At 43.8% G+C, this 22,087-nt stretch carries 18 protein-coding genes, 1 pseudogene and 1 other annotated feature; of the genes and pseudogenes, 8 read left to right on the forward strand and 11 right to left on the reverse strand.

Annotated features, from left to right (window positions below):
• Positions 1-74 precede the first annotated feature (74 nt).
• The 7 genes from XBJ1_RS09630 to XBJ1_RS09660 all read right to left on the reverse strand — a co-directional run bounded on the left by XBJ1_RS09630 (position 75) and on the right by XBJ1_RS09660 (position 7,153).
• The gene (locus XBJ1_RS09630; protein WP_012988714.1) at positions 75-389 is read right to left on the reverse strand and encodes a BON domain-containing protein; all 315 of its coding nucleotides are present in this window, start codon (positions 387-389) and stop codon (positions 75-77) included.
• Positions 390-607: 218 nt separating this feature from the next.
• Positions 608-1,414, reverse strand: a complete 807-nt coding sequence (trpA, locus tag XBJ1_RS09635) for a tryptophan synthase subunit alpha (RefSeq protein ID WP_012988716.1) — start codon at positions 1,412-1,414, stop codon at positions 608-610.
• Entirely contained in the window at positions 1,414-2,604 is a 1,191-nt protein-coding gene (gene trpB / locus XBJ1_RS09640; protein ID WP_012988717.1) for a tryptophan synthase subunit beta, read from the reverse strand. Before trpB ends, trpA begins: the two co-directional genes overlap by 1 nt.
• A 31-nt stretch (positions 2,605-2,635) precedes the next feature.
• On the reverse strand, positions 2,636-4,000 hold the full coding sequence (gene trpCF / locus XBJ1_RS09645) for a bifunctional indole-3-glycerol-phosphate synthase TrpC/phosphoribosylanthranilate isomerase TrpF (protein ID WP_012988718.1): 1,365 nt from the start codon (positions 3,998-4,000) through the stop codon (positions 2,636-2,638).
• Positions 4,001-4,002: 2 nt separating this feature from the next.
• Positions 4,003-5,001, reverse strand: coding sequence for an anthranilate phosphoribosyltransferase (gene trpD / locus XBJ1_RS09650; protein ID WP_012988719.1), 999 nt, complete (start codon positions 4,999-5,001; stop codon positions 4,003-4,005).
• Positions 5,002-5,015: 14 nt separating this feature from the next.
• Entirely contained in the window at positions 5,016-5,594 is a 579-nt protein-coding gene (locus tag XBJ1_RS09655; RefSeq protein ID WP_012988720.1) for a glutamine amidotransferase-related protein, read from the reverse strand.
• Positions 5,594-7,153, reverse strand: coding sequence for an anthranilate synthase component 1 (locus tag XBJ1_RS09660; RefSeq protein WP_012988721.1), 1,560 nt, complete (start codon positions 7,151-7,153; stop codon positions 5,594-5,596). The genes XBJ1_RS09655 and XBJ1_RS09660 overlap by 1 nt, the downstream gene beginning before the upstream one ends.
• A 39-nt stretch (positions 7,154-7,192) precedes the next feature.
• Positions 7,193-7,293: a sequence feature (Trp leader region), on the reverse strand.
• Positions 7,294-7,629: 336 nt separating this feature from the next.
• Between XBJ1_RS09660 and rnm the strand changes: the two genes are divergently transcribed.
• From rnm to rluB, 3 genes are all read left to right on the forward strand, one after another.
• A complete protein-coding gene (gene rnm / locus XBJ1_RS09665; RefSeq protein ID WP_012988722.1) occupies positions 7,630-8,487 on the forward strand; it encodes an RNase RNM in 858 nt (285 codons plus the stop codon).
• Positions 8,488-8,515: 28 nt separating this feature from the next.
• The gene (locus tag XBJ1_RS09670; RefSeq protein ID WP_012988723.1) at positions 8,516-9,136 is read left to right on the forward strand and encodes an L-threonylcarbamoyladenylate synthase; all 621 of its coding nucleotides are present in this window, start codon (positions 8,516-8,518) and stop codon (positions 9,134-9,136) included.
• Between the two features lie 65 nt (positions 9,137-9,201).
• On the forward strand, positions 9,202-10,155 hold the full coding sequence (gene rluB / locus XBJ1_RS09675; protein WP_012988724.1) for a 23S rRNA pseudouridine(2605) synthase RluB: 954 nt from the start codon (positions 9,202-9,204) through the stop codon (positions 10,153-10,155).
• Between the two features lie 60 nt (positions 10,156-10,215).
• Here the strand turns inward: rluB and cobO are convergent, their stop codons facing one another.
• Positions 10,216-10,812, reverse strand: a complete 597-nt coding sequence (gene cobO, locus XBJ1_RS09680) for a cob(I)yrinic acid a,c-diamide adenosyltransferase (RefSeq protein WP_012988725.1) — start codon at positions 10,810-10,812, stop codon at positions 10,216-10,218.
• The gene (locus tag XBJ1_RS09685) at positions 10,812-11,576 is read right to left on the reverse strand and encodes a YciK family oxidoreductase (protein WP_012988726.1); all 765 of its coding nucleotides are present in this window, start codon (positions 11,574-11,576) and stop codon (positions 10,812-10,814) included. Before XBJ1_RS09685 ends, cobO begins: the two co-directional genes overlap by 1 nt.
• A 240-nt stretch (positions 11,577-11,816) precedes the next feature.
• Here XBJ1_RS09685 and sohB point away from each other — a divergent pair, with 240 nt between their 5' ends.
• The gene (gene sohB / locus XBJ1_RS09690; RefSeq protein ID WP_012988727.1) at positions 11,817-12,863 is read left to right on the forward strand and encodes a protease SohB; all 1,047 of its coding nucleotides are present in this window, start codon (positions 11,817-11,819) and stop codon (positions 12,861-12,863) included.
• A gap of 39 nt (positions 12,864-12,902) precedes the next feature.
• Here sohB and XBJ1_RS23005 read toward each other — a convergent pair whose 3' ends face one another.
• Positions 12,903-13,076, reverse strand: coding sequence for a DUF2498 family protein (locus tag XBJ1_RS23005; RefSeq protein ID WP_419184851.1), 174 nt, complete (start codon positions 13,074-13,076; stop codon positions 12,903-12,905).
• Between the two features lie 482 nt (positions 13,077-13,558).
• On the opposite strand from XBJ1_RS23005, the gene topA reads away from it, so the two are divergent.
• Both topA and cysB read left to right on the forward strand, forming a co-directional pair.
• Positions 13,559-16,150: a type I DNA topoisomerase gene (gene topA, locus XBJ1_RS09695; RefSeq protein WP_012988731.1), complete on the forward strand. Its 2,592-nt coding sequence runs from the start codon at positions 13,559-13,561 to the stop codon at positions 16,148-16,150.
• 340 nt (positions 16,151-16,490) lie between these two features.
• Positions 16,491-17,465 carry an HTH-type transcriptional regulator CysB gene (cysB, locus tag XBJ1_RS09700; protein WP_012988732.1) on the forward strand — a complete coding sequence of 325 codons (975 nt, stop codon included), beginning with the start codon at positions 16,491-16,493 and terminating at the stop codon, positions 17,463-17,465.
• Positions 17,466-17,659: 194 nt separating this feature from the next.
• On the opposite strand, the gene XBJ1_RS09705 is transcribed toward cysB, so the two are convergent.
• Positions 17,660-18,481: a hypothetical protein gene (locus XBJ1_RS09705; protein ID WP_012988733.1), complete on the reverse strand. Its 822-nt coding sequence runs from the start codon at positions 18,479-18,481 to the stop codon at positions 17,660-17,662.
• Between the two features lie 215 nt (positions 18,482-18,696).
• Here XBJ1_RS09705 and acnA point away from each other — a divergent pair, with 215 nt between their 5' ends.
• Together acnA and tnpA are read left to right on the forward strand one after the other, a co-directional pair.
• Positions 18,697-21,372, forward strand: coding sequence for an aconitate hydratase AcnA (gene acnA, locus XBJ1_RS09710; RefSeq protein WP_012988734.1), 2,676 nt, complete (start codon positions 18,697-18,699; stop codon positions 21,370-21,372).
• Positions 21,373-21,562: 190 nt separating this feature from the next.
• Positions 21,563-21,996: pseudogene (gene tnpA / locus XBJ1_RS09715) on the forward strand (IS200/IS605 family transposase).
• The last annotated feature ends 91 nt before the right edge of the window (positions 21,997-22,087 follow it).

The raw sequence follows: 22,087 nt of genomic DNA on the forward strand, positions 1-22,087 counted from the left end.
TGAGCCAGCAACATACACCCGATAACGCCAATTTGTCCCATTTTTACGTTTGTGGATATATAGGTTCTAACGGATTATCGAAGCTTGATTGAATTAATCACGGTATTGACACCCTTAATGCCTCTAGTGATTTGTATTGCACGTGTGACGTCTTCAGGAGAGCTAACGAATCCACTTAACTGTACACGGCCTTTGAAAGTTTCTACACTGATTTCCCTGGATTTTAGATTGTTGGCCTCAAGTAATGCTGATTTTACTTTGGCTGTAATGACGGTATCGTCAATATAATTCCCTGTACTTTCTGTTGTTGCTGTTGGAGCACATGCAGAGATCGTCATCGCCATAACAGCAGTTACAAAAAACGTAGAGACCACTTTTAATAGTTTCATAATTATGCTCCGTTGTTCTCAATAACAATGTTTATTTATCGAAACATTATTCTCATTTTTACTTTAAGTATCATGCCATTGTGTCATACCCGTACTCAGAAAGTATTGTTGAAAACAGGAAAATCTACAAATGATAGGGGGAAATATTTATTTTCGGATGGTGAAAGGTTGGCGGCAATAGCTTCCCCCATCATCTATTGATGAGGGAAGGGGGAAAATTAACGTTGTGTCGCGGTTTTCATGGTGCGGACAAACGTCTCCAGTTTTTCCAGCATAATTTGGGGCTGGTTTAAATTATCTTCAATGATTTTTACCACAGCGGAGCCGGAAATAGCGCCAGCCGCGCCGCTATCGAGTACTGATGTGACTTGTGCAGGCTCTGATATGCCAAAACCTTGTAGTGCAGGAGCGGCATGATACTCTTTGAGTTTATTAACCAGATGCGTTAGTGGATATTCAGCCCGGTTCTGAGTTCCAGTGATCCCGGCTCTTGACAGCAGATAAGTGTAACCCCGCCCACATACTGCTATTTCACGCAGTAGATCATCATCTGCATTTGGTGGGCAAATGAATATCGGAGCAATGTCATATTTCAGTGCAGCTGAGCGGAAATTACGCGATTCTGATAACGGTACGTCAGCGATCAAAACAGAGTCGACGCCGGCATTTTTACAGCAGCGATAAAATTCATCGATCCCATTGTGAAAAACCAGATTTGCATACATCAGCAATCCAATCGGGATATCAGGATATTTGGTTCGGATTTGAGACAGCAGCTCAAAACACAATGCAGATGTAACATTGGAAGATAATGCCCGTAAATTCGCATTTTGGATGGTAGGGCCATCAGCGAGAGGATCGGAAAATGGAATGCCTAATTCCAGCGCATCCGCTCCGCCAGCGATAAGTGCATCAATAATCTCCAGAGATAACTCAGGATTAGGATCGCCCAAGGTGACAAAAGGAACAAAAGCGCCCTGGTTTTGGTTTTCTAGTTTTTTAAATAGCTGCTCATAACGTTCCATCAGATTTCCCCCCTGGATTGCAAAATATCGTGTACGGTAAAGATGTCTTTGTCGCCACGACCAGATAAATTAACAATCAATAATTGTTCTTTATCAGGAGCCTGATGGATCATTTTCAAGGCGTGGGCAAGTGCATGTGAGGACTCTAACGCGGGAATGATGCCTTCGTTGTGCGACAGAGCCTTGAATGCGTCAATTGCCTCATCGTCAGTGACTGAAACATAATCAGCGCGTCCAATATTGTTTAGGTAAGCGTGTTGGGGGCCGACAGAAGGAAAATCCAGGCCGGCGGAAATAGAGTAAGATTCTTCAATTTGCCCGTCTTCCGTCTGCATGATCGGAGATTTCATGCCGAAGTAGATCCCTAGCTTGCCATGTTTCAATGGCGCACCATGTTCTCCGGTTTCGATACCATGTCCTGCCGGTTCGACACCAATCAGGCGAACATTAGTTTCTGGAATGAATTCAGCGAACAGGCCAATGGCATTTGAGCCGCCGCCAATACAGGCGATAACGGCATCGGGTAAACGCCCCTCTTTTTCCATAATCTGTGCCTTGGCTTCCTCGCCGATCATTCGTTGAAATTCACGCACTATCGTTGGATAAGGATGGGGGCCGGCGGCGGTTCCCAGCAAATAATGGGCTTTGTCATAGCAACCAGCCCAGTCACGCATGGCCTCGTTGCAGGCGTCTTTCAGGGTTGCGGCACCACTGTGAACAGGAATGACTTCAGCGCCCATCAGACGCATACGAAAGACATTGGGGGATTGGCGTTCAATATCTTTGGCTCCCATGTAAATACGGCATTTTAGCCCCAAAAGTGCACAGGCTAGTGCGGTTGCCACACCATGCTGACCGGCTCCAGTCTCGGCAATGATTTCGTTTTTACCCATTCGCTTTGCCAGCAATGCCTGTCCTAATACCTGATTGGTTTTGTGCGCACCACCGTGGAGCAAATCTTCCCGTTTTAAATACAGACGACTTTTTGTGCCTTTGGTCAGGTTCTGGCATAAGGTTAAGGCGGTCGGACGGCCTGCGTAGTTTTTCAGTAGATCTTGAAAGGTTTGTTGAAATTCAGGATCGTTTTGCGCCTCAATAAATACTTCTTCTAACTGATCAAGTGCGGGGATCAAGATTTGGGGAACAAACTGCCCACCAAAGTCACCAAAATAAGGATTCAGTTTACTCATTATTCGCATCATCCGTTTTCTGTTTGTAAGGTTAGTGATAACAGCGTAATTGTTGGAATATTAGTTTGATTTTTTGACTGTTTTTGATGCCAACGCTTGTTTCGACACCAGAATTAAAATCTAGTCCATAACATCCTAGCGCTGCTGCCTGTTGGCAGTTTTCAGGATTTAATCCACCGGCCAGCATGCTGTTACGTTGAAAACGCTGATCGATTGATTGCCAGTCAAAGGTTTTCCCTGTTCCTCCCGCCCCATTATCCAGCAATAAATGGTCGATATTGGATATTTCGGAAAATTCTGTAGCCTTTGACATATCAATAGCTTTCCAAATCTCACAATATTCAGGTAGTAAAGGACGAAGTGCATTGATGTAGTTTTTATCTTCATTGCCATGCAACTGAACTGCATTCAATGAAAGTTGTCGGGCGATACCACTGACAAAATCTAATGGTTGGTTTTGAAATACGCCAACATATTGCAGGGGAGCTTCATTGATGATCTGCTGGGCTTGTTGCAGATTAATTTTGCGCGGTGATTTTTCTGCGAAAATTAAGCCACCATAAACAGCACCGGCCTGTAATGCAGTTTTGGCATCTTGTGGACGGGTAAGACCACAGATTTTATTGTCACCCAGAATCAACCGACGCAAGGCGAGATCTAAATCTGACTGTACCATTAAAGCACTGCCTATCAGGAAACCGTGGGCAAATCGGCTTAATTCACGTACCTGTTGATGCTGGCTGATGCCCGATTCGCTGATGATAATGGTGCCTTCTGGTAAATCAGTTGCCAGCCTGCGAGTGCGATCTAAATCTATGGACAGATCACGCAGATCTCGATTGTTAATGCCGATGACTTTTGCTCCCAGCACAATTGCCCGGCGACGTTCATCTTCGGTACTGACTTCCGTCAATACGCCCATATCAAGGCTGTGTGCCAGTGCGGATAGTTCACGATAAGTCTCATCATTAATCACCGAAAGCATTAACAAAATGGCATCGGCCTGATAATAACGAGCCAGATAAACCTGATAGGCATCAATGATGAAATCTTTGCACAAAACTGGCTGGTGTACCGCAGAGCTAACCATGCGGAGAAAATCATAGTTGCCCTGGAAATATTTTTCATCTGTCAGCACAGAAATTGCGGCAGCGTAAGGTTGGTAAGTTTTAGCAATGCGAACCGGATCGAAATCGGTACAAATTAATCCTTTTGAAGGGGAAGCTTTTTTACATTCCAGAATAAAAACTGTTTGCTTATGGCTCAGTGCCTGATAAAACTGACGATGGCTCGGCACAAGGGAATCAATAAAGCTTTCCAATGGCTGCTCTGCTTTGCGTTTGGCCAGATATGCTGCCTTATCATCAACAATCTTCTGTAATATGTTGTTCTTCATGATTAAATCCTTGCCGCTAATGCGGTCACTTTTTCGTAGGCTTGACCGCTGTAAATCGTATTTAATGCCAGTTGAGTATTTTCCCGTAGATTTTCTTGTCCGTGGACTTTCATCAAGAGAGCTACATTTGCGGCAACGGCATCAACATGCGCTTTTTGTCCACGACCTTGTAGTAATAGTCTCAACATATCGCAATTTTCTTCCGGTGATCCCCCTTTCAGTGAAGATATTGGATAGTTCGGTAATCCAAAATCTTTTGCGGTTAATTGATATTGGATAATTTCACCATGATTTAGCTCCGCAACGAGAGTGGGGGCATGTAAGGCAACTTCATCCATTCCTCCACTATGCACAACTGCGGCACGCTGATAGCCCAATACCTGCAAGGTATGGGCGATGGGAGCCACCAGTTCGGGGCTGTAAACGCCAATCAGTGTCAGCGGGGGACGTGCCGGGTTGATCAATGGACCGAGTACATTAAATAATGTGCGAACTTTCAACTGTTGGCGAACCTGTACAACATGGCGGAATCCACTGTGATATTGTGGAGCGAACAGAAAACAAACACCGATTTCATCCAGCGCACTGCGTGAATCCTCGGCACTGGCATTTAATGCGATGCCAAACGCGGTCAGTAAATCGGATGATCCCGAACGGCTGGAGGTACTGCGATTTCCATGTTTTGCTACTTTAAGGCCACAGGCTGCCGCGACAAATGCGCTGGTTGTGGAAATATTGATGCTGTTTGTCCCATCTCCGCCTGTACCTACGATATCGCAGAATGTGTAATCAGGACGTGGAAAGGGTGAGGCATTCGCCAATAATGCCTGCGCCGCACCCGCAATTTCTTGTGGCTGCTCGCCGTGCAGTTTCATGCTGACCAGTACAGCCGCCAATTGAGCGTCACTCAGTTCACCGCAAACAATTGCGGTAAATAATTGCTGGCTTTCTTGTTGTGTCAGTGTTTGGGCACTGAACAATTTTTCGAAAATTAACTGCATTTTCCTATTCCTTATTATTCCTGTACCCATGCCAGAGTTTGTTCAAGTAATTTAGCTCCCTGTGTGGTCAGGATGGATTCAGGATGGAACTGGAACCCACAGACTTTGTGCCTGTCATGACGTACCGCCATCACTGTATCACCACAAGAAGCTGAGACCACCAGCGTGTCGGGAATATTTATCCCCGTAAGGGAATGATAACGGGCAACGGGCAGAGGGTTGATTAGGCCGGAAAACATGGCCTGCCCATCATGAGTGGCCAGAGTAGACTTTCCGTGCAGAATTTCTCTGGCGGCAGAGATTGTTCCACCATAAGCTTCAATAATCGCTTGGTGTCCAAGACATATCCCAATCACAGGAATTTGGCTAATAATACGTTTGAGTAACTGGGGCATACAGCCAGCATCTGCCGGCTTTCCCGGGCCGGGTGATAACATTAGAAGCGGTGATTTCATCTGACTAAGCTGTGCCATGATTGTTTCTGTTGACACCGTATTGCGGTAGATAACGACCTGATGATCACCGACACGCAGTTGATCCACGAGGTTATAGGTAAACGAATCAACATTATCGAGCAGAAGAATATTTGCCATTAGAATATCACCTCCGCTTTGTGTGCCTGAATAATCGCACGAATAACGGCTCTGGCTTTACTGTGAGTTTCATCGATTTCTGATTCGGGAATGGAATCTAAAACAATGCCAGCACCTACTTGAACGACAGCTATGCCGTTTTCTACATAGGCAGAGCGAATCACAATGCACGTATCAAAATCCCCCTTACCAGTGAAATAACCGACCGCACCACCATAACTGCCACGTCGTTCACCTTCATGTTGTGCAATGAGTTGCATCGCCCGAACTTTTGGGGCTCCTGTCAATGTGCCCATATTCATGCACGCTTGATAAGCATGAAAGACATCCAGATCGTGGCGGAGTGTGCCTACGACACGAGAAACGAGATGCATGACAAACGAATAGCGATCAACTTTGGTTAAATCTGCCACATAGCGGCTACCCGGTTCACAAATGCGTGCTAAATCGTTGCGAGCTAGATCAACCAGCATTAAGTGTTCAGACAGCTCTTTGGCATCTGTACGCATTTCCAGTTCAATCCGGCTATCCAGATCGGCATCCAGTGTGCCGTTGGCATTGCGTCCACGGGGACGTGTTCCGGCTATTGGGTAGATTTCAATCTGACGACTACTGGTATCATATTTAAGGGCGCTTTCTGGAGAAGCACCAAACAGACAAAAGTCCTGATCCTGCATGAAGAACATGTAAGGACTAGGGTTTTGATGTTTCAGCGTTTGGTAAGCATTGAGTGGGGAAGGACAGGGTAAGGTGAAACGCCGTGACGGAACTGCCTGAAAAATGTCGCCTTGACGGATGGATTGCTGTAATTGTTGCACGATATCTGCATATTGGTCATCACTTTGATTACAGGCAATGGTCATGTCTGGTAATTTCACAGATTCAAGTGGTTGGCCGGGTTCCAAAATAGCAGCAGTTAATGTGGTCAGGCGGTCATGAAGACGCTGTTTTTCTGAATCTGATTCACCAAACAGTGACGTTTGTAAGAATGCGTGTTTATTTCGATGGTCGACCACTAATAGCATTTCTGCGAGATAAAAACAGAAATCAGGGCAACGTTGATGAGTTTTGACCTTGGGAAGCGGTTCAAATCCTGCAACTAAATCGTAAGCAAACAGTCCACCCACGAAAATTGCGTCTGGAGTTCCAGAAAGGGAGGATAATGTCATTAGTGCCCGCAATGCATCGAAAATGGAATCGGCCTTTAAGCGACTGTCTTCATCCAGATTGTGCCTGGTGGCGGGAAACTGTGCTTGGAGAATATGTAATCCAACATGTAGTTGGGCTTTTGCTGAGAGTAAATCGGTGAGTATAGGTAGTAGATTTCGGCCATTTTCGGTGAGGGCCTCAAAAGTGACTTGTTGTTCGTTGGCTGTAATTCTCATGGCACTGTCGATGATTAACAGGCTTTTCAAATTCTTCTTGCTGCTTATTTCAGCCGATTCCAGCAATAACGTGGCTGAACGATTACCACAAAGCTGATTGAAAAGTAGAGTTGGGTCTGTTTGGTAAACAGTGTCTACTTGCTTGATTGAAATCTTAAGGTTTAGATCCGTCATACTTTCCCCTTTTCCACTTTCATCCACATAAACATAGTTATAAAAAAACCCGCTTTTTAGAGCGGGTTTTTGCACTTTCGTATCGATACTTATGTGCGTGATTCAACCGCCCTGAATGGGAAGTTTTGCCACCAACGGATTGCTTTCATAAGTATGATCATCTCCAGCGCCTCATTTGTTAAATGGAATAATGGCCATGTGTTCCTGCCAACCTTCGTACTAGTAAACTGGATCAAAATTCGCTTGTCAATCATTTTTACTGAATTTCTTATTTCTTTCTGTGGCCATGTCTGTGTGTCATATCCGTGATATCTTTTGATGGAATATGGAATAGATGGCTATGACACGAAAGTATTAATGGAAGATATACAAAAATAGGGTGTTGGTGCTAAAGATCCTGTTTATAAACCAAATTAAAAAGATAGAATGAAGTGGGATAGAATAGGGGCTGCTGTAGGATTGAGGATTAGAGGGTGATGACCGTAACCAATGACATGATAAAGCGCTATGATTTACATAGCCATACAACCGCTTCAGATGGAGTTTTATCACCAGAGCAGCTTGTGGATAGAGCGGTTTCTATGGGTATCAACGTACTGGCAATCACCGATCATGACACTACGGATGGTATTCCGCCTGCTCGTGTATATATTCAGCAACAGAATTTACCACTGTCGCTGGTGGCTGGCGTTGAAATTTCGACATTATGGGAGAATTTTGAAATCCATATTGTCGCTCTGAATATCGATACTGATTGCGTTTTTTTGACAAATTTTCTCTCCAATCAGGTAACGTTGAGAAAACAGCGTGGTATTGAAATTGGACAACGCCTTGCTAAGGTGGGTATCCCTGATGCCTGGGAAGGTGCCTCCCGCTTGGCAAATGGAGGGCAGGTCACTCGCGGGCATTTTGCCCGTTATTTGATTGAAGCGGGAGTTGAACCGACAATCCCGAAAGTATTCAAAAAATATCTGGCGAAGGGAAAAATCGGTTATGTCCCTGCTCAATGGTGTACAATTGAGCAGGCTATTGAAACTATTCATCAAGCAGGGGGGCAGGCTGTGATTGCCCACCCGGGCAGGTATGATTTGTCGATGAAATGGCTGAAGCGTTTGATAGCCTGGTTTCAACAGCATGGCGGTGATGCAATGGAAGTTGCGCAGTGTCAGCAGGCACCTAATGAAAGGCAACAACTTGGTCAATTGGCAAAGGAATATGGACTTAAAGTATCATTAGGATCGGATTTTCACCAACCCTGTTCATGGATAGAGCTAGGGCGCAATTTGTGGTTACCCGGTGATGTAATACCGATATGGCATGATTGGTCACGCTAGGGGCTGCATAAAGTAAGAGGTTATACTTGTGAGCCAGTTTTTTTATATTCATCCTGACAACCCACAATCCCGCTTAATTGGGCAGAGTGTAGATATGTTAAAAAAGGGTGGGGTTGTTATTTATCCAACTGATTCAGGTTACGCTATTGGGTGCTGCCTTGAAAACAAGGATGCCATGACACGCATATGCCGTATTCGTCAATTGGATGGACGCCACAATTTTACCCTGATGTGCCGTGATCTTTCTGAAATTGCGACTTATGCGCATGTGGATAATCAGGCATTCAGATTGATAAAAAATAATACGCCCGGTAATTACACTTTTATTTTACAGGCGACGAAAGACGTTCCCCGTCGTTTGATGAACGAAAAACGTAAAACTATCGGCCTACGTGTTCCTTCTAATCCTATTGCTTTGGCATTACTGGAAGGAATGAGAGAGCCACTGATGTCATGTAGCTTGATTTTACCCGGAAATGATTTTGCGGAGTCTGATCCAGAAGAGATTAAGGATGTACTGGGTAAACAGGTTGATTTAATTATTCACGGTGGTTATCTTGGGCAGCAACCGACGACAGTAATTGATTTGACCGGAGATTCTCCGGCGGTTCTGCGCGAAGGTGAAGGGGATGTAACGCCTTTTCTATAAGGTGAATGATTCACATTTTTATTTTATGACACGACGCCTGTGAAGGCGACAACAGAGGTTGCTCAATGAGCGATAAAACACAAAAAACGCAAAAAACAGAAAGAACAGAAAAGTTACAAAAAATTCTCGCGCGTGCTGGTCATGGTTCTCGCCGCGAAATTGAGGGCTATATCCAAGAGGGGCGGATTAGCATCGATGGCAAGACCGCAACGTTGGGTGATCGCATCGAAGTCAAACCTTCCATAAAAATTCGCCTTGATGGGCGTATCTTAAGTATCAAAGAACCACAAAAAACGATTTGTCGCGTTCTGGCTTATTATAAGCCTGAAGGTGAACTGTGTACTCGACATGATCCTGAAGGGCGTCCAACTGTGTTTGATCGCCTGCCCAAAATGCAGGATGCTCGCTGGATTGCCGTAGGGCGTCTGGACATCAATACTTGCGGACTGTTGCTGTTTACGACGGATGGAGAACTGGCAAACCGCCTGATGCATCCAAGCCGTGAAGTTGAGCGTGAATATGCTGTTCGTGTTTTCGGTGAAGTAGACAATGCGAAACTTCGGCAGTTGACACAAGGCGTTCAGTTGGAAGATGGGCCTGCCTCCTTTAAAACAGTCTCATTTAAGGGTGGTGAAGGTATCAACCAGTGGTACAACGTGACATTGACGGAAGGTCGTAACCGTGAAGTCAGACGTTTGTGGGAAGCTGTTGGTGTACAAGTTAGCCGCTTGATCCGTGTCCGTTATGGTGATATCGATCTACCGAAAGGTTTACCACGTGGTGGATGGACAGAATTGGGATTGGAGCAGACTAACTATTTACGTCAGCTGGTTGATTTAAATGAAGAAACTATGTCCAAAGTTGCGGTTGAGCGTGACCAACGCCGTATCAAGGCCAATCAGATCCGCCGGGCAGTAAAACGGCATTCTCAGGTCGGTTCTTCCCGTCCAGCGGGGAAACGCCCTGCAAGTAGCTCTCGTCAGAATGCAGGAAGAAAAGCGGCACCTAAAGGTCGTTAATGTTCCGGAGTCGCTGTTTCAGTGTTATATCAAGGCTGGAACAGCGGCTTTTTATCTATCTTACCAATCAACCCCTTTCTGAGCTTTTATTCCCGCATCAAACGCATGTTTTACTGGGCGCATTTCTGTAATAGTATCTGCAAGTTCAAGTAATTCACGATGGCAGCCCCGTCCGGTAATAATGACAGACTGATGGATAGGACGTTGTTTAAGTGCGGTCAGTACATCGATTAGGTCAAGATATTTGTAACTGACCATATAGGTCAGCTCATCCAAAACGACAAGCTGCAATGAGGAGTCGGATAACATCGTCAGGGCATGTTGCCATACAGCTTGGCAGGCTGCGATATCAGTTTCACGGTTTTGCGTTTCCCATGTAAACCCTGTCGCCATGACATGAAACTCAACACCCTGTTGTGCCAGCAGGTTCCTTTCGCCGCTTTCCCAAGTTCCCTTGATAAATTGAATAACACCAGCACGCTGACCATGGCCGATTGTACGAGTGACTGTGCCAAACGCAGCGGTTGTTTTCCCTTTACCATTACCGGTGAATATTATGACGATCCCTCGTTTTTGTTGAGCCGCCTCAATACGGGCATCAACTTTTTCTTTCAGGCGCTGTTGTCTTTTTTTGTACTGTCCGTTATCCATTGGCATTATTTGGCAGGCCCCGCTTTACGACCCGGCTGAGCATCAAAGCTGATACCTGAATCACTCAGGCTGTCATCACCCATCAGATAGAGGTAGATCGGCATGATCTCGGCCGGGATTTTTAATTTGGTCGCATTTTCATCAGGAAATGCACTCGCACGCATACCGGTGCGTGTCCCTCCAGGATTAATGCAGTTAATACGCAAGCCGATTTCTTGATACTCCTGCGCTAAAACCTGCATTAGACCTTCTGTCGCAAATTTAGAAACAGCATATGCACCCCAGCCACTCCTTCCTACACGCCCCACACTGGAACTGGTAAATACCAGAGAGCCTTTGGGGGATTTTAATAACAGGGGAATTAACACCTGAGTCAGCATGAAAGTCGCGTTGACATTCACTTGCATGACTTCATGCCAAAGCTGAACAGGTTGTTCTAGGACAGGTGCGACAACACCCAGCAGACCTGCGTTGTGCAATACCCCGTCCAAACGGGGATAACGTTGAGTGAGTTCATCTGCAAAGGCCTGGCATTCTTCGGCCGTCACGGTTAAAAGATCTATTGTATAAATGGTAACCGGTAAGCCGCCTTCGTTTTCGATTTGCTGTTTGACCGCTTCCAGTTTTGCTGTTGTGCGCCCCAGCAAAATAACCTGTGCACCGTAGCGAGCATAAGTTAGCGCCGCTTCACGACCAATGCCGTCTCCGGCACCGGTGACTAAAATGATTTTCTGTTGCAGCAGATCATGATTGGGTTGGTAATCTAACATCTGACTATCTTCCTGTTTTTTAAAGCTATTACTTAAGGCGTGTACATCTGCCATTTTAGGCTGACACATGAAGTCTGTCATCAGAACAAAACTTAATGCCCCCGTCAAATTTGCTCAAGGTAGACAGAAAAGAACAGAGCTCTGATGAGATAGGATGCAAGTAAACTGTTAGAGCACAGCCTCCGGTTTTTAGTTAGAATGAAGAATATTGTTCATCATAATTGAAGATAAGGTGGATCTGTGGAGTATTTGTCTCTATATGGACTGTTCTTGGCCAAAGTAGCTACTGTGGTATTAGCAGTCGTCGTTCTTGCAGTATTTTGTATTGGATTGGGTGTACGTAAAACCACGCAGAAAGGTGAATTGCGTCTGACCAATCTGGGTGAATCATACAGGGAAAAACAGCGCCAGATGCAGCAGGCTCGGATGAATGATGCAGAGCAGAAAATTTGGCAAAAGGCGTTAAAAAAACAGCAGAAAAATGATGCCAAGCAGAAAAAGGCAGAGGCTAAAGCGAGTCAGAAAGTTTTACAGAAATCGAACCTTTATGTTCTGGATTTTAAAGGCAGTATGGATGCCCATGAAGTTGATTCTCTCCGTGAAGAGATAAGTGCCATACTCGCTGTGGCAGATAGCAAAGATGAAGTGTTACTACGTTTAGAAAGCCCCGGCGGTATGGTACATGGTTATGGGCTTGCTGCATCTCAGTTGGCTCGTTTGCGGCAGAAAGGAATACGTTTGACGATTGCCGTGGATAAAGTTGCCGCAAGTGGTGGTTACATGATGGCTTGTGTGGCAGATCGTATTATTGCTGCCCCTTTTGCGATTATTGGTTCTATCGGTGTTGTGGCTCAACTCCCGAATATCCACCGATTGCTCAAGAAAAATGATATTGATGTAGAACTGCATACTGCCGGGGAATACAAGCGTACTCTGACTGTTCTGGGAGAAAATACTGAGCAAGGACGGCAGAAGTTTCAAGAAGATCTGAACGAAACTCATCAATTATTTAAATCATTTATTTATCAGCATCGTCCATCTCTGGATGTGGAAAAAGTAGCCACTGGCGAATATTGGTATGGTACGCAGGCAAAAGAAAATGGGTTAATTGATGATGTGGGTGTTAGTGATGATTTCCTGATTGAACAGATCGAACACTGTGAAGTTATTGGGGTCAGCTATTCCCGTCGTAAACGTGTGATAGAACGTTTCATGGGGAGCGCAATGGAGAATGTTGATAAATTGTTTATGCGCTGGTGGCAAAGAGGCGAAAAGCCATTGTTCTGATAATTCAGGTATAAGCTATAACCGTTAGATATCAATTTGTTATAAAACAATAAAGGGTAATAAGGTGGCAGTTTGGATCTCCCTTATTACCCGCACAATAATGAATAATCTGTTAGAGATTACCTGATCAAATTTATCGTCTGCTAAATGATATTTTTCGGATAATCTATGTGCTAAATGTTTAAAAATATTAAACGCAACGGTGCTTTTCACAGTAGACAAATTGTCACTATTCAAAAAATATTCCCCCGTTAAAAACGAGCATTTTACCTTTTTATTCTATATCATCTGTATATATTCCCTGAATGAAATCGTCGTATTTCCTAATGATTTCATTTACTTTTTCCTGTAATTGTTAGCACTTAATGGACAATGTTTCAGTTTGCATAGATTATGCTCCTCTGAGAAATAAGTTGTTGCGCATCGTTTTTTATCAGGTAGAGTGTGGGCTTTTCGTCATGCAGATGGAAGATTTTGTTTACAACTGTTAAATCATACAATTGCATGGCATGTGCTGGTATATAAAATACCTTAAATATTTCAAAGGTTTTTGCGCTTGAGCAAAGTACAGGATAAAAATTAGTTGATATCTTGCAAATCTATCGCAATATAAAAAAGAGAATTTATTTTATATATCGCAACATAACGCCGTGATTTCCGCCATCTGAAAAGAAGATAATTAGGTAAAGGTAACTATGGGTAAAGCTCTTGTTATAGTGGAGTCCCCGGCAAAAGCCAAAACAATCAATAAATATCTGGGGAATGACTACGTTGTAAAATCCAGTGTAGGTCATATCCGTGATTTGCCGACCAGTGGAGCAGCGAGTCAAAAGAGTTCGAACTCATCAACTGATAAGAATAAAAAGAAAAAGGATGAGAAGACAGCGCTGGTTAACCGAATGGGAGTTGATCCCTATCACGGTTGGGAAGCGGATTACCAAATTTTGCCTGGTAAGGAAAAAGTTGTCGCAGAACTGAAAATGCTTGCTGAAAAAGCCGATCATATCTATCTCGCGACGGATCTTGACCGTGAAGGGGAAGCCATTGCATGGCACCTACGAGAGGTTATTGGTGGAGGAGAGGCTCGTTTCAGTCGGGTTGTATTTAATGAGATCACCAAAAATGCTATCACTCAGGCTTTCGACAATCCTGGTGAACTGAATATCGACCGTGTAAATGCACAGCAGGCGCGCCGTTTTATGGATCGCGTCGTGGGTTATATGGTTTCACCTCTGTTGTGGAAGAAAGTCGCCAGAGGGCTGTCTGCCGGGCGCGTTCAATCCGTGGCGGTTCGCCTTATCGTTGAGCGGGAACGTGAAATCAAGGCCTTTGTGCCAGAAGAATACTGGCAATTACACGCGGACTTAATGGCTAAAGGAGACATTGATCTTCATATGGAAGTCACCCATGAAGGGGGAAAACCATTCAAGCCCATTAACGCACAGCAAACACAGGCTGCGGTATCCTTGCTTGAAAAAGCCAGATACAAAGTTCTTGATCGTGAAGACCGCCCGACGTCCAGTAAACCGGGCGCGCCATTCATTACTTCAACACTGCAACAGGCTGCCAGTACGCGGCTTGGGTTCGGTGTCAAGAAAACGATGATGATGGCACAGCGGTTATATGAAGCAGGACACATCACGTACATGCGCACAGACTCGACTAATTTGAGTCAGGATGCACTGGACATGGTTCGTGGTTATATCAATGATCAATTTGGTGACAAATATTTGCCAAAAACGGCCAATATCTATAGCAATAAGGAAAATTCGCAGGAGGCTCATGAAGCTATCCGGCCTTCCAGTGTAGATGTCATGGCGGAAGAACTAAAAGATATGGAAGCCGATGCACAAAAACTGTATCAGCTTATCTGGCGCCAGTTCATTGCCTGTCAAATGATGCCAGCGAAATACGATTCCACTACGCTGACAATTCAGGCGGGGAATTTTGAACTCCGTGCCAAAGGTCGTACATTGCGTTTTGATGGTTGGACTAAAGTGATGCCAGCATTGCGCAAGGGGGATGAAGATCATACTTTACCAGTGGTTGAAGTTGGCACTGAACTTGATTTGAAACAGTTGAGCCCAAGCCAGCATTTCACGAAACCATCGGCACGTTTCAGTGAAGCATCTCTAGTCAGAGAGTTGGAAAAGCGTGGCATTGGTCGCCCATCAACCTATGCATCAATTATTTCAACTATTCAGGATCGTGGTTATGTGCGGGGTGAAAACCGTCGATTTTATGCGGAAAAAATGGGTGAAATCGTTAATGATCGTTTAGAAGAGAACTTCAACGAATTAATGAGCTATGATTTTACCGCAAGAATGGAAGACCAGCTCGATCACGTCGCCAATAACGAAGCTAATTGGAAAGGGGTACTGGACGAGTTTTTTACCAATTTCAGTGAACAGCTTGATGTTGCTAGCAAAGATCCTGATGAAGGCGGTATGCGTCCGAATCCAATGGTGAGCACTTCTATTGATTGTCCGACGTGTAGTCGCCCAATGGGTATTCGCACAGCGACAACGGGGGTATTTCTTGGCTGCTCTGGCTATACGCTATCACCGAAAGAACGTTGCAAGCAAACCATCAATTTAATCCCGGAAAACGAAATTCTGAACATTCTTGAAGGGGATGAGGCGGAAACTAATGCATTGCGTGCCCGCCATCGCTGTAAAGAATGTGGTACAGCGATGGATAGCTATCTTATTGATAACCAACGTAAGTTACATGTTTGTGGTAATAACCCAGCATGTGATGGTTATGAAGTGGAAGAAGGCGAATTCCGAATCAAAGGTTATGATGGCCCAATCGTTGAGTGTGATAAATGTGGTTCAGAAATGCACTTAAAAATGGGGCGTTTCGGTAAATACATGGGATGTACAAGCGAAGAGTGCAAAAACACCCGTAAGATCCTCCGGAGCGGAGAAGTCGCCCCACCGAAAGAAGATCCAGTTCCATTGCCTGAACTGCCATGTGAAAAATCGGATGCCTATTTTGTTCTGCGCGATGGTGCTGCCGGCGTATTTCTTGCAGCTAGTACGTTCCCCAAATCGCGAGAAACCCGAGCACCGCTGGTTGAGGAACTTGTCAAGTTCAAGGATCGCTTGCCAGAGAAGCTATGCTATCTGGCCAAGGCTCCTGTTGCTGACCCTGAAGGGCATAAAACAGTAGTACGTTTTAGCCGTAAGACGAAGCAGCAATATGTATCTTCGGAGAAAAACGGTAAGGCGACCGGGTGGGCAGCATTTTTTGTTGATGGTGCTTGGGTAGTAAAAGAAAAGTAATGATTTTAGTGATAGGTTAGTATGTTAGTTCATTGAAATATATTCAGATAGATATTTCTTTTTTTTACTAACAGCATAATTTTTTTTCTAAAAAGCCAGTCCTAATTGACTGGCTTTTTTTGTTTTTATATGGAATTAAAACATAATATTTCTGCAATAAATGTATGATAATCGTTATCATCTCCAATTATTTGTTATATAAATATACAGCAGGTGATATAGTAGTTATATACCCATAAATATATATTCTTTATAGTTATAAGAAAATAACCATTAGCAATATAGAACATGTTTAGACTACAAAACATTCGTACATTTTATTATTAGGGACAGTGCTGATATGAAACTACAGCAATTACGTTATATTGTAGAGGTGGTTAACCATAATCTGAATGTATCTTCTACGGCAGAAGGATTGTACACCTCTCAACCAGGGATCAGCAAACAAGTCAGAATGCTTGAAGATGAATTGGGTATCCAAATATTTGCTCGCAGTGGCAAACATCTGACTCATGTCACACCGGCTGGTGAAGAAGTTGTCCGTATTTCACGTGAGGTACTGTCAAAAATTGAGTCAATCCGTTCCGTAGCCAGTGAACATACTTATCCGGATCGTGGGTCTCTGTATATTGCAACTACACACACCCAAGCAAGATATGCCTTACCTCCTGTTATCAAAGGTTTTATTGAGCGCTATCCCAATGTTTCGCTTCATATGCATCAAGGTTCACCCACTCAAATCGCGGAAGAAGTCTGTAAGGGCAACAGCGATTTTGCGATAGCAACCGAAGCACTTCATCTCTATAGCGATCTTATTATGTTGCCTTGTTATCATTGGAACCGTTCTGTAGTGGTTACGAAAGATCATCCTCTGGCGGCCAGGCAAAACGTAACGATTGAAGAATTGGCGGAATATCCGATTGTGACATACACCTTTGGTTTTACGGGGCGTTCTGAGTTAGATGTTGCCTTTGACCAGGCTGGTCTTAAACCTAAAATAGTATTCACAGCGACAGATGCTGATGTAATTAAGACTTATGTTCGGTTAGGGCTAGGAGTTGGCGTGATTGCCAGCATGGCGGTAGAACCTGTTCAGGACAGTGATTTGGTGCGCATTGATATGCGTGATAAATTCAGTTATAGCACGACAAAGATTGGTTTCCGTCGCAGTAGTTTCCTGCGTAGTTATATGTATGATTTTATCTGGCGTTTTGCTCCGCATTTAACACGAGATGTGGTTGATAAAGCTATCGCGTTGCGATCTAATGAAGAAATTGAAGATATGTTCAAGGACATCGAATTACCGATAGCATAAAGAATCTATAATGAAAAAATCAGAGGAAGGCAGCTGATGTTATCTTCCTCTATTCTTTATTTAAAAATTAATAATACAGTGTTGATACATGAATAAAAGAGCAGGCTGTACAGGATATTGTCAGATACACGAATCTTTTTGAAAATAATAACTTACTGTAATAATCAGATAAGTAATTTTAACTGCCATTCAAATTACACTTTAAATTCACCGTTGAAAAAATTATCAGAATTTTCTATTGATGATTTTTTGTTATTATGAATGAATAGATCAAAGGATGCCTTAATTTCGGGATCTTCCAATGCTTGATAATCAAATAATGAAACACAGGAAGAGTAAGTGAATTCGACATTGATATTATCATTGGAAGCACAATTTGAAGCAATTTCTGAATTGCTTCTGTCAAAATTCACTTTGTACAGTTTCATTTTAGGAATATAAATCACTTGATCTTCAACTCCAATAGCTTCAATGACACTGGCTAAAGTCAGAGTAGAATAATGATCGTTATTCTTCTTCAACCCAAGCCTAATGGTATCTCCTTGTTTTTGCAGAAATTGAGAAAAACTTTTCATGCTGGAAGAATTTGTATTCAAAACAATATCCATGATAAGTTGCAGCAAGTTCGTCGCGATTGAAAATCCTTTCATTACGTGGCTGTAGGTTTGGCTTTCTATATTCCTGACGCTCATTAATGGCAGTTTCTCTATGATATCACCCCAAAATTGCACGTCAGTTCTATATTGTTGGCCGTGGGTATTAGCATATTTGATGATGTAATCAGTCGCAATTGAGGAAAGAGAAATCTGTGTTCTCTTTATTTCATTTAACCTTTGTATCACGCCGGATTTGTCATTGATTTGTGAAGTAATGACAAATTGGACAAGTCCATCTATATCACTGAATTGGTGGTCTGACAGGGGAAAGTTATTCTCAATTCCATCGGAAAAAAATTGTTCAGCCTGCGCTATATGGTTTAAATAGTGTTGGCGGTTTTTATCGACTTTTATATCCATAATTCATCCTCCGGTATTTAAGTAATGATATTCAGTACCGCATGTGTGCTTTAGTTATGAATAAAACACATGTGCTTTCGGGATGTCATCACTAAAATTTGTCAATAAATGAGGATTTACAGCCGGTTAGCAAAATATGTGGTAACTGAATAACAAACGTCCGCTAGTATGTTATGTTTAATGGTGTAGCTGACCATAATAAGAAAGGAGGAGTTATGTCGTTTAAATTGAAAACGGACTGTGCATCAACACTCTCCATTGGCAGTAAAATATATCATTATTACAGTTTATCCCTGTTATCTGAACGATTGGGTGAGATAGCCCGTTTGCCTAAGTCCATGAAAGTCCTGCTTGAAAATCTCCTGCGCAATATTGATGGCGATTCTGTTGTGGAAGAAGATTTGAAGGCATTAGTGGAATGGCAGAAAAACGGTCATGCAGACAGGGAAATCGCTTATCGTCCTGCCCGTGTGTTAATGCAGGATTTTACCGGCGTTCCGGCTGTAGTGGATCTTGCAGCTATGCGGGAAGCGGTTCTGCGGCTTGGCGGTAATGTTGAACAAGTTAATCCATTGTCTCCCGTTGATCTCGTGATTGACCACTCAGTCATGGTAGATAAATTCGGTACAGAGCAGGCGTTTGAAGAAAACGTTCAGATTGAGATGGAACGTAACTATGAACGTTATCTATTTTTACGTTGGGGGCAAAAAGCCTTTAATCGTTTCCGCGTTGTGCCTCCCGGAACAGGAATTTGCCATCAGGTTAACCTTGAATATCTTGGTAAATCGGTTTGGTATGAAAACCAGAATGGTAAGGATTTTGCCTATCCTGATACGTTGGTAGGGACGGATTCTCATACAACCATGATTAACGGACTCGGTGTATTAGGTTGGGGTGTTGGGGGAATTGAAGCCGAAGCTGCGATGTTGGGGCAGCCTGTCTCCATGCTGATCCCAGATGTCGTTGGTTTTAAACTGACCGGGAAATTGCGGGAAGGGATCACGGCAACCGACCTTGTTTTGACGGTGACACAGATGCTGCGCAAGCATGGCGTGGTTGGCAAGTTTGTCGAATTCTATGGTGATGGGCTGTCTGATTTGCCATTGGCAGATAGAGCAACTATTGCCAATATGGCGCCTGAATATGGCGCAACCTGCGGTTTCTTCCCCGTTGATGATATTACACTGGGCTATTTGCGCTTAACTGGACGCAATAAAGATGAAATCGCCTTAGTTGAAGCCTACTGTAAGAAGCAGGGATTATGGCGTAACGCAGGGGATGAACCCATTTTCACCAACAACCTTGAACTGGATATGTACACGGTTGAAGTGAGCTTGGCAGGGCCGAAACGCCCTCAGGATAGAGTAGCACTTGGCGATGTACCACATGCATTCCAAGCTGCCATGGAACTGGACATCCATAAAATACAGGAGCATCGGGCGGACACGCCAGTCACTCTTGATAATCAGACTTTTGCACTGCAAGATGGCGCTGTAGTTATTGCTGCCATTACTTCCTGTACAAATACATCTAATCCCAGTGTCTTGATGACAGCAGGTTTACTGGCCAAAAAAGCGATTGAAAAAGGTTTGCAACGTCAACCGTGGGTTAAAACCTCGCTGGCACCCGGCTCTAAGGTAGTAACGGGTTATCTTGAACTGGCAGGACTCATGCCATATCTGGAAAAATTGGGTTTCAATCTAGTGGGATACGGTTGTACCACTTGTATCGGTAACTCAGGCCCATTGCCAGAGCCGATTGAAGTAGCGATTAAGCAATCTGATCTGATGGTTGGCGCAGTGCTTTCCGGTAACCGGAATTTTGAAGGGCGTATTCATCCTCTGGTGAAAACTAACTGGCTAGCATCTCCACCACTAGTGGTTGCCTATGCACTTTCTGGCAATATGAAAAAGGATCTCACTAGGGAGCCATTGGGGCAAGACCAACAAGGCCATGATATCTATCTGCAAGATATCTGGCCGGATAGCCAAGAAGTTGCTGAAGCTGTTGGTAAAGTTAGGACAGAGATGTTCCACAAAGAGTACAATGCCGTTTTTGATGGTGATGAAAATTGGCAATCGTTGGAAGTGGAAAGCTCAGAAACTTATTCTTGGCAGCAGAATTCAACCTATATTCGCCTTCCCCCTTTTTTCAGCGATATGACGATTGAGCCCAAACCGATAACTGATATCCATCAAGCCAATATACTTGTGATTTTGGGGGATTCAGTCACAACGGATCATATTTCTCCGGCGGGAAACATAAAAGCTGACAGCCCAGCAGGGCGGTACTTGCAGGAGCATGGCGTTTTGCCGAAAGATTTTAACTCTTACGGTTCAAGGCGTGGCAATCATGAAGTTATGATGCGTGGGACATTTGCCAATATCCGTATCTGCAACGAAATGGTGCCTGGTGTGGAAGGAGGATACACTCGCCATATTCCATCTCAGGCTCAGTTGGCGATTTATGACGCGGCCATGCTTTATCAGGAAGATAAGACACCACTGGCTATTATTGCAGGTAAAGAATATGGTTCCGGCTCAAGCCGTGATTGGGCTGCGAAAGGAACTAGGCTGTTGGGAGCGAGGGTTGTGATTGCGGAATCTTTCGAACGAATCCACCGTTCTAATCTGATTGGGATGGGCGTGTTACCACTGGAATTCCCACAAGGTGTCAGCCGTAAGACGCTAAACCTGACTGGTGATGAACGAATCGATATTGTAGGATTGGGGCATATCGAGCCAGGGCAGATCATTGCGGTGAAAATCAACTATGCCAATGGAAAAGAAACTGTCATTGATGCCCGTTGTCGCATCGATACCAATACGGAACTGGCGTATTTTTATAATGACGGCATCTTGCACTATGTGATCCGTAATATGCTGAAATAATAGTAACCGTATAGTTCATCTTCAGGAATATGAATATTTAGAAAAAAACTGCGTCTACACTGACGCAGTTTTTATTCTTAACTGAAAACCACCTCCTGCGGAGGTGGTTAGCAACAGGTTGGCTCTGCCAATAATGCTACTCATGGGAAAATCCGAATCCGTTATCCCCATAACAGAGAAGGATTTAACCATGAGTAGATTCAAGAAAGCATCGCATGTGCTTTGGTGTTGTCAATACCATATCGTATGGACACCCAAATACCGATTTAGGATCCTGAAAAATAATGTAGGAAAGGAAATAAGCAGATAAGGATTTCCAGTGAGCAGCTCGGAATAGAAATTGTGGAATTGAATGTTCAAATAGATCATGTGCATCTTTTAGTAAAAATTCCGCCAAAATTATCAGTATCTCAAGTGCTTGGTCATCTAAAAGGCCGAACAGCTATTCGTCTATTTAATAAATTTCCCTATTTGAGAAAGAAAAAGTTGTGGGGAAATCATTTTTGGTCAAGAGGCTACTGTGTAGATACCGTAGGTATAAATGAAGAAATGATAAGGAAGTATGTGAAGTATCAAGAGAAGCACGAACATGAGGACAATCAATTATCGTTGAAAGGGATGTGAAGTGAAGGCTCTCAGAGTCTGAACTAATAGCGCCCCTTTGGGGCGAAATCAATGCCCCCTTCTATGAAGGGGGATTTTTACTTTTTTGTAG

It is taken from the genome of Xenorhabdus bovienii SS-2004, from assembly GCF_000027225.1.
Taxonomy (GTDB): Bacteria; Pseudomonadota; Gammaproteobacteria; order Enterobacterales; family Enterobacteriaceae; genus Xenorhabdus; species Xenorhabdus bovienii_C.

Coding starts and splice junctions, on each gene's coding strand:
- XBJ1_RS09655 (WP_012988720.1), bottom strand. CDS start 5,594: ATGGCAAATATTCTTCTGCTCGATAATGTTGATTCGTTTACCTATAAC.
- topA (WP_012988731.1), top strand. CDS start 13,559: ATGGGTAAAGCTCTTGTTATAGTGGAGTCCCCGGCAAAAGCCAAAACA.
- cysB (WP_012988732.1), top strand. CDS start 16,491: ATGAAACTACAGCAATTACGTTATATTGTAGAGGTGGTTAACCATAAT.
- rnm (WP_012988722.1), top strand. CDS start 7,630: ATGACCGTAACCAATGACATGATAAAGCGCTATGATTTACATAGCCAT.
- rluB (WP_012988724.1), top strand. CDS start 9,202: ATGAGCGATAAAACACAAAAAACGCAAAAAACAGAAAGAACAGAAAAG.
- trpB (WP_012988717.1), bottom strand. CDS start 2,604: ATGAGTAAACTGAATCCTTATTTTGGTGACTTTGGTGGGCAGTTTGTT.
- XBJ1_RS09705 (WP_012988733.1), bottom strand. CDS start 18,481: ATGGATATAAAAGTCGATAAAAACCGCCAACACTATTTAAACCATATA.
- trpCF (WP_012988718.1), bottom strand. CDS start 4,000: ATGAAGAACAACATATTACAGAAGATTGTTGATGATAAGGCAGCATAT.
- trpA (WP_012988716.1), bottom strand. CDS start 1,414: ATGGAACGTTATGAGCAGCTATTTAAAAAACTAGAAAACCAAAACCAG.
- cobO (WP_012988725.1), bottom strand. CDS start 10,812: ATGCCAATGGATAACGGACAGTACAAAAAAAGACAACAGCGCCTGAAA.
- XBJ1_RS09660 (WP_012988721.1), bottom strand. CDS start 7,153: ATGACGGATCTAAACCTTAAGATTTCAATCAAGCAAGTAGACACTGTT.
- acnA (WP_012988734.1), top strand. CDS start 18,697: ATGTCGTTTAAATTGAAAACGGACTGTGCATCAACACTCTCCATTGGC.
- XBJ1_RS09685 (WP_012988726.1), bottom strand. CDS start 11,576: ATGTTAGATTACCAACCCAATCATGATCTGCTGCAACAGAAAATCATT.
- XBJ1_RS09630 (WP_012988714.1), bottom strand. CDS start 389: ATGAAACTATTAAAAGTGGTCTCTACGTTTTTTGTAACTGCTGTTATG.
- trpD (WP_012988719.1), bottom strand. CDS start 5,001: ATGCAGTTAATTTTCGAAAAATTGTTCAGTGCCCAAACACTGACACAA.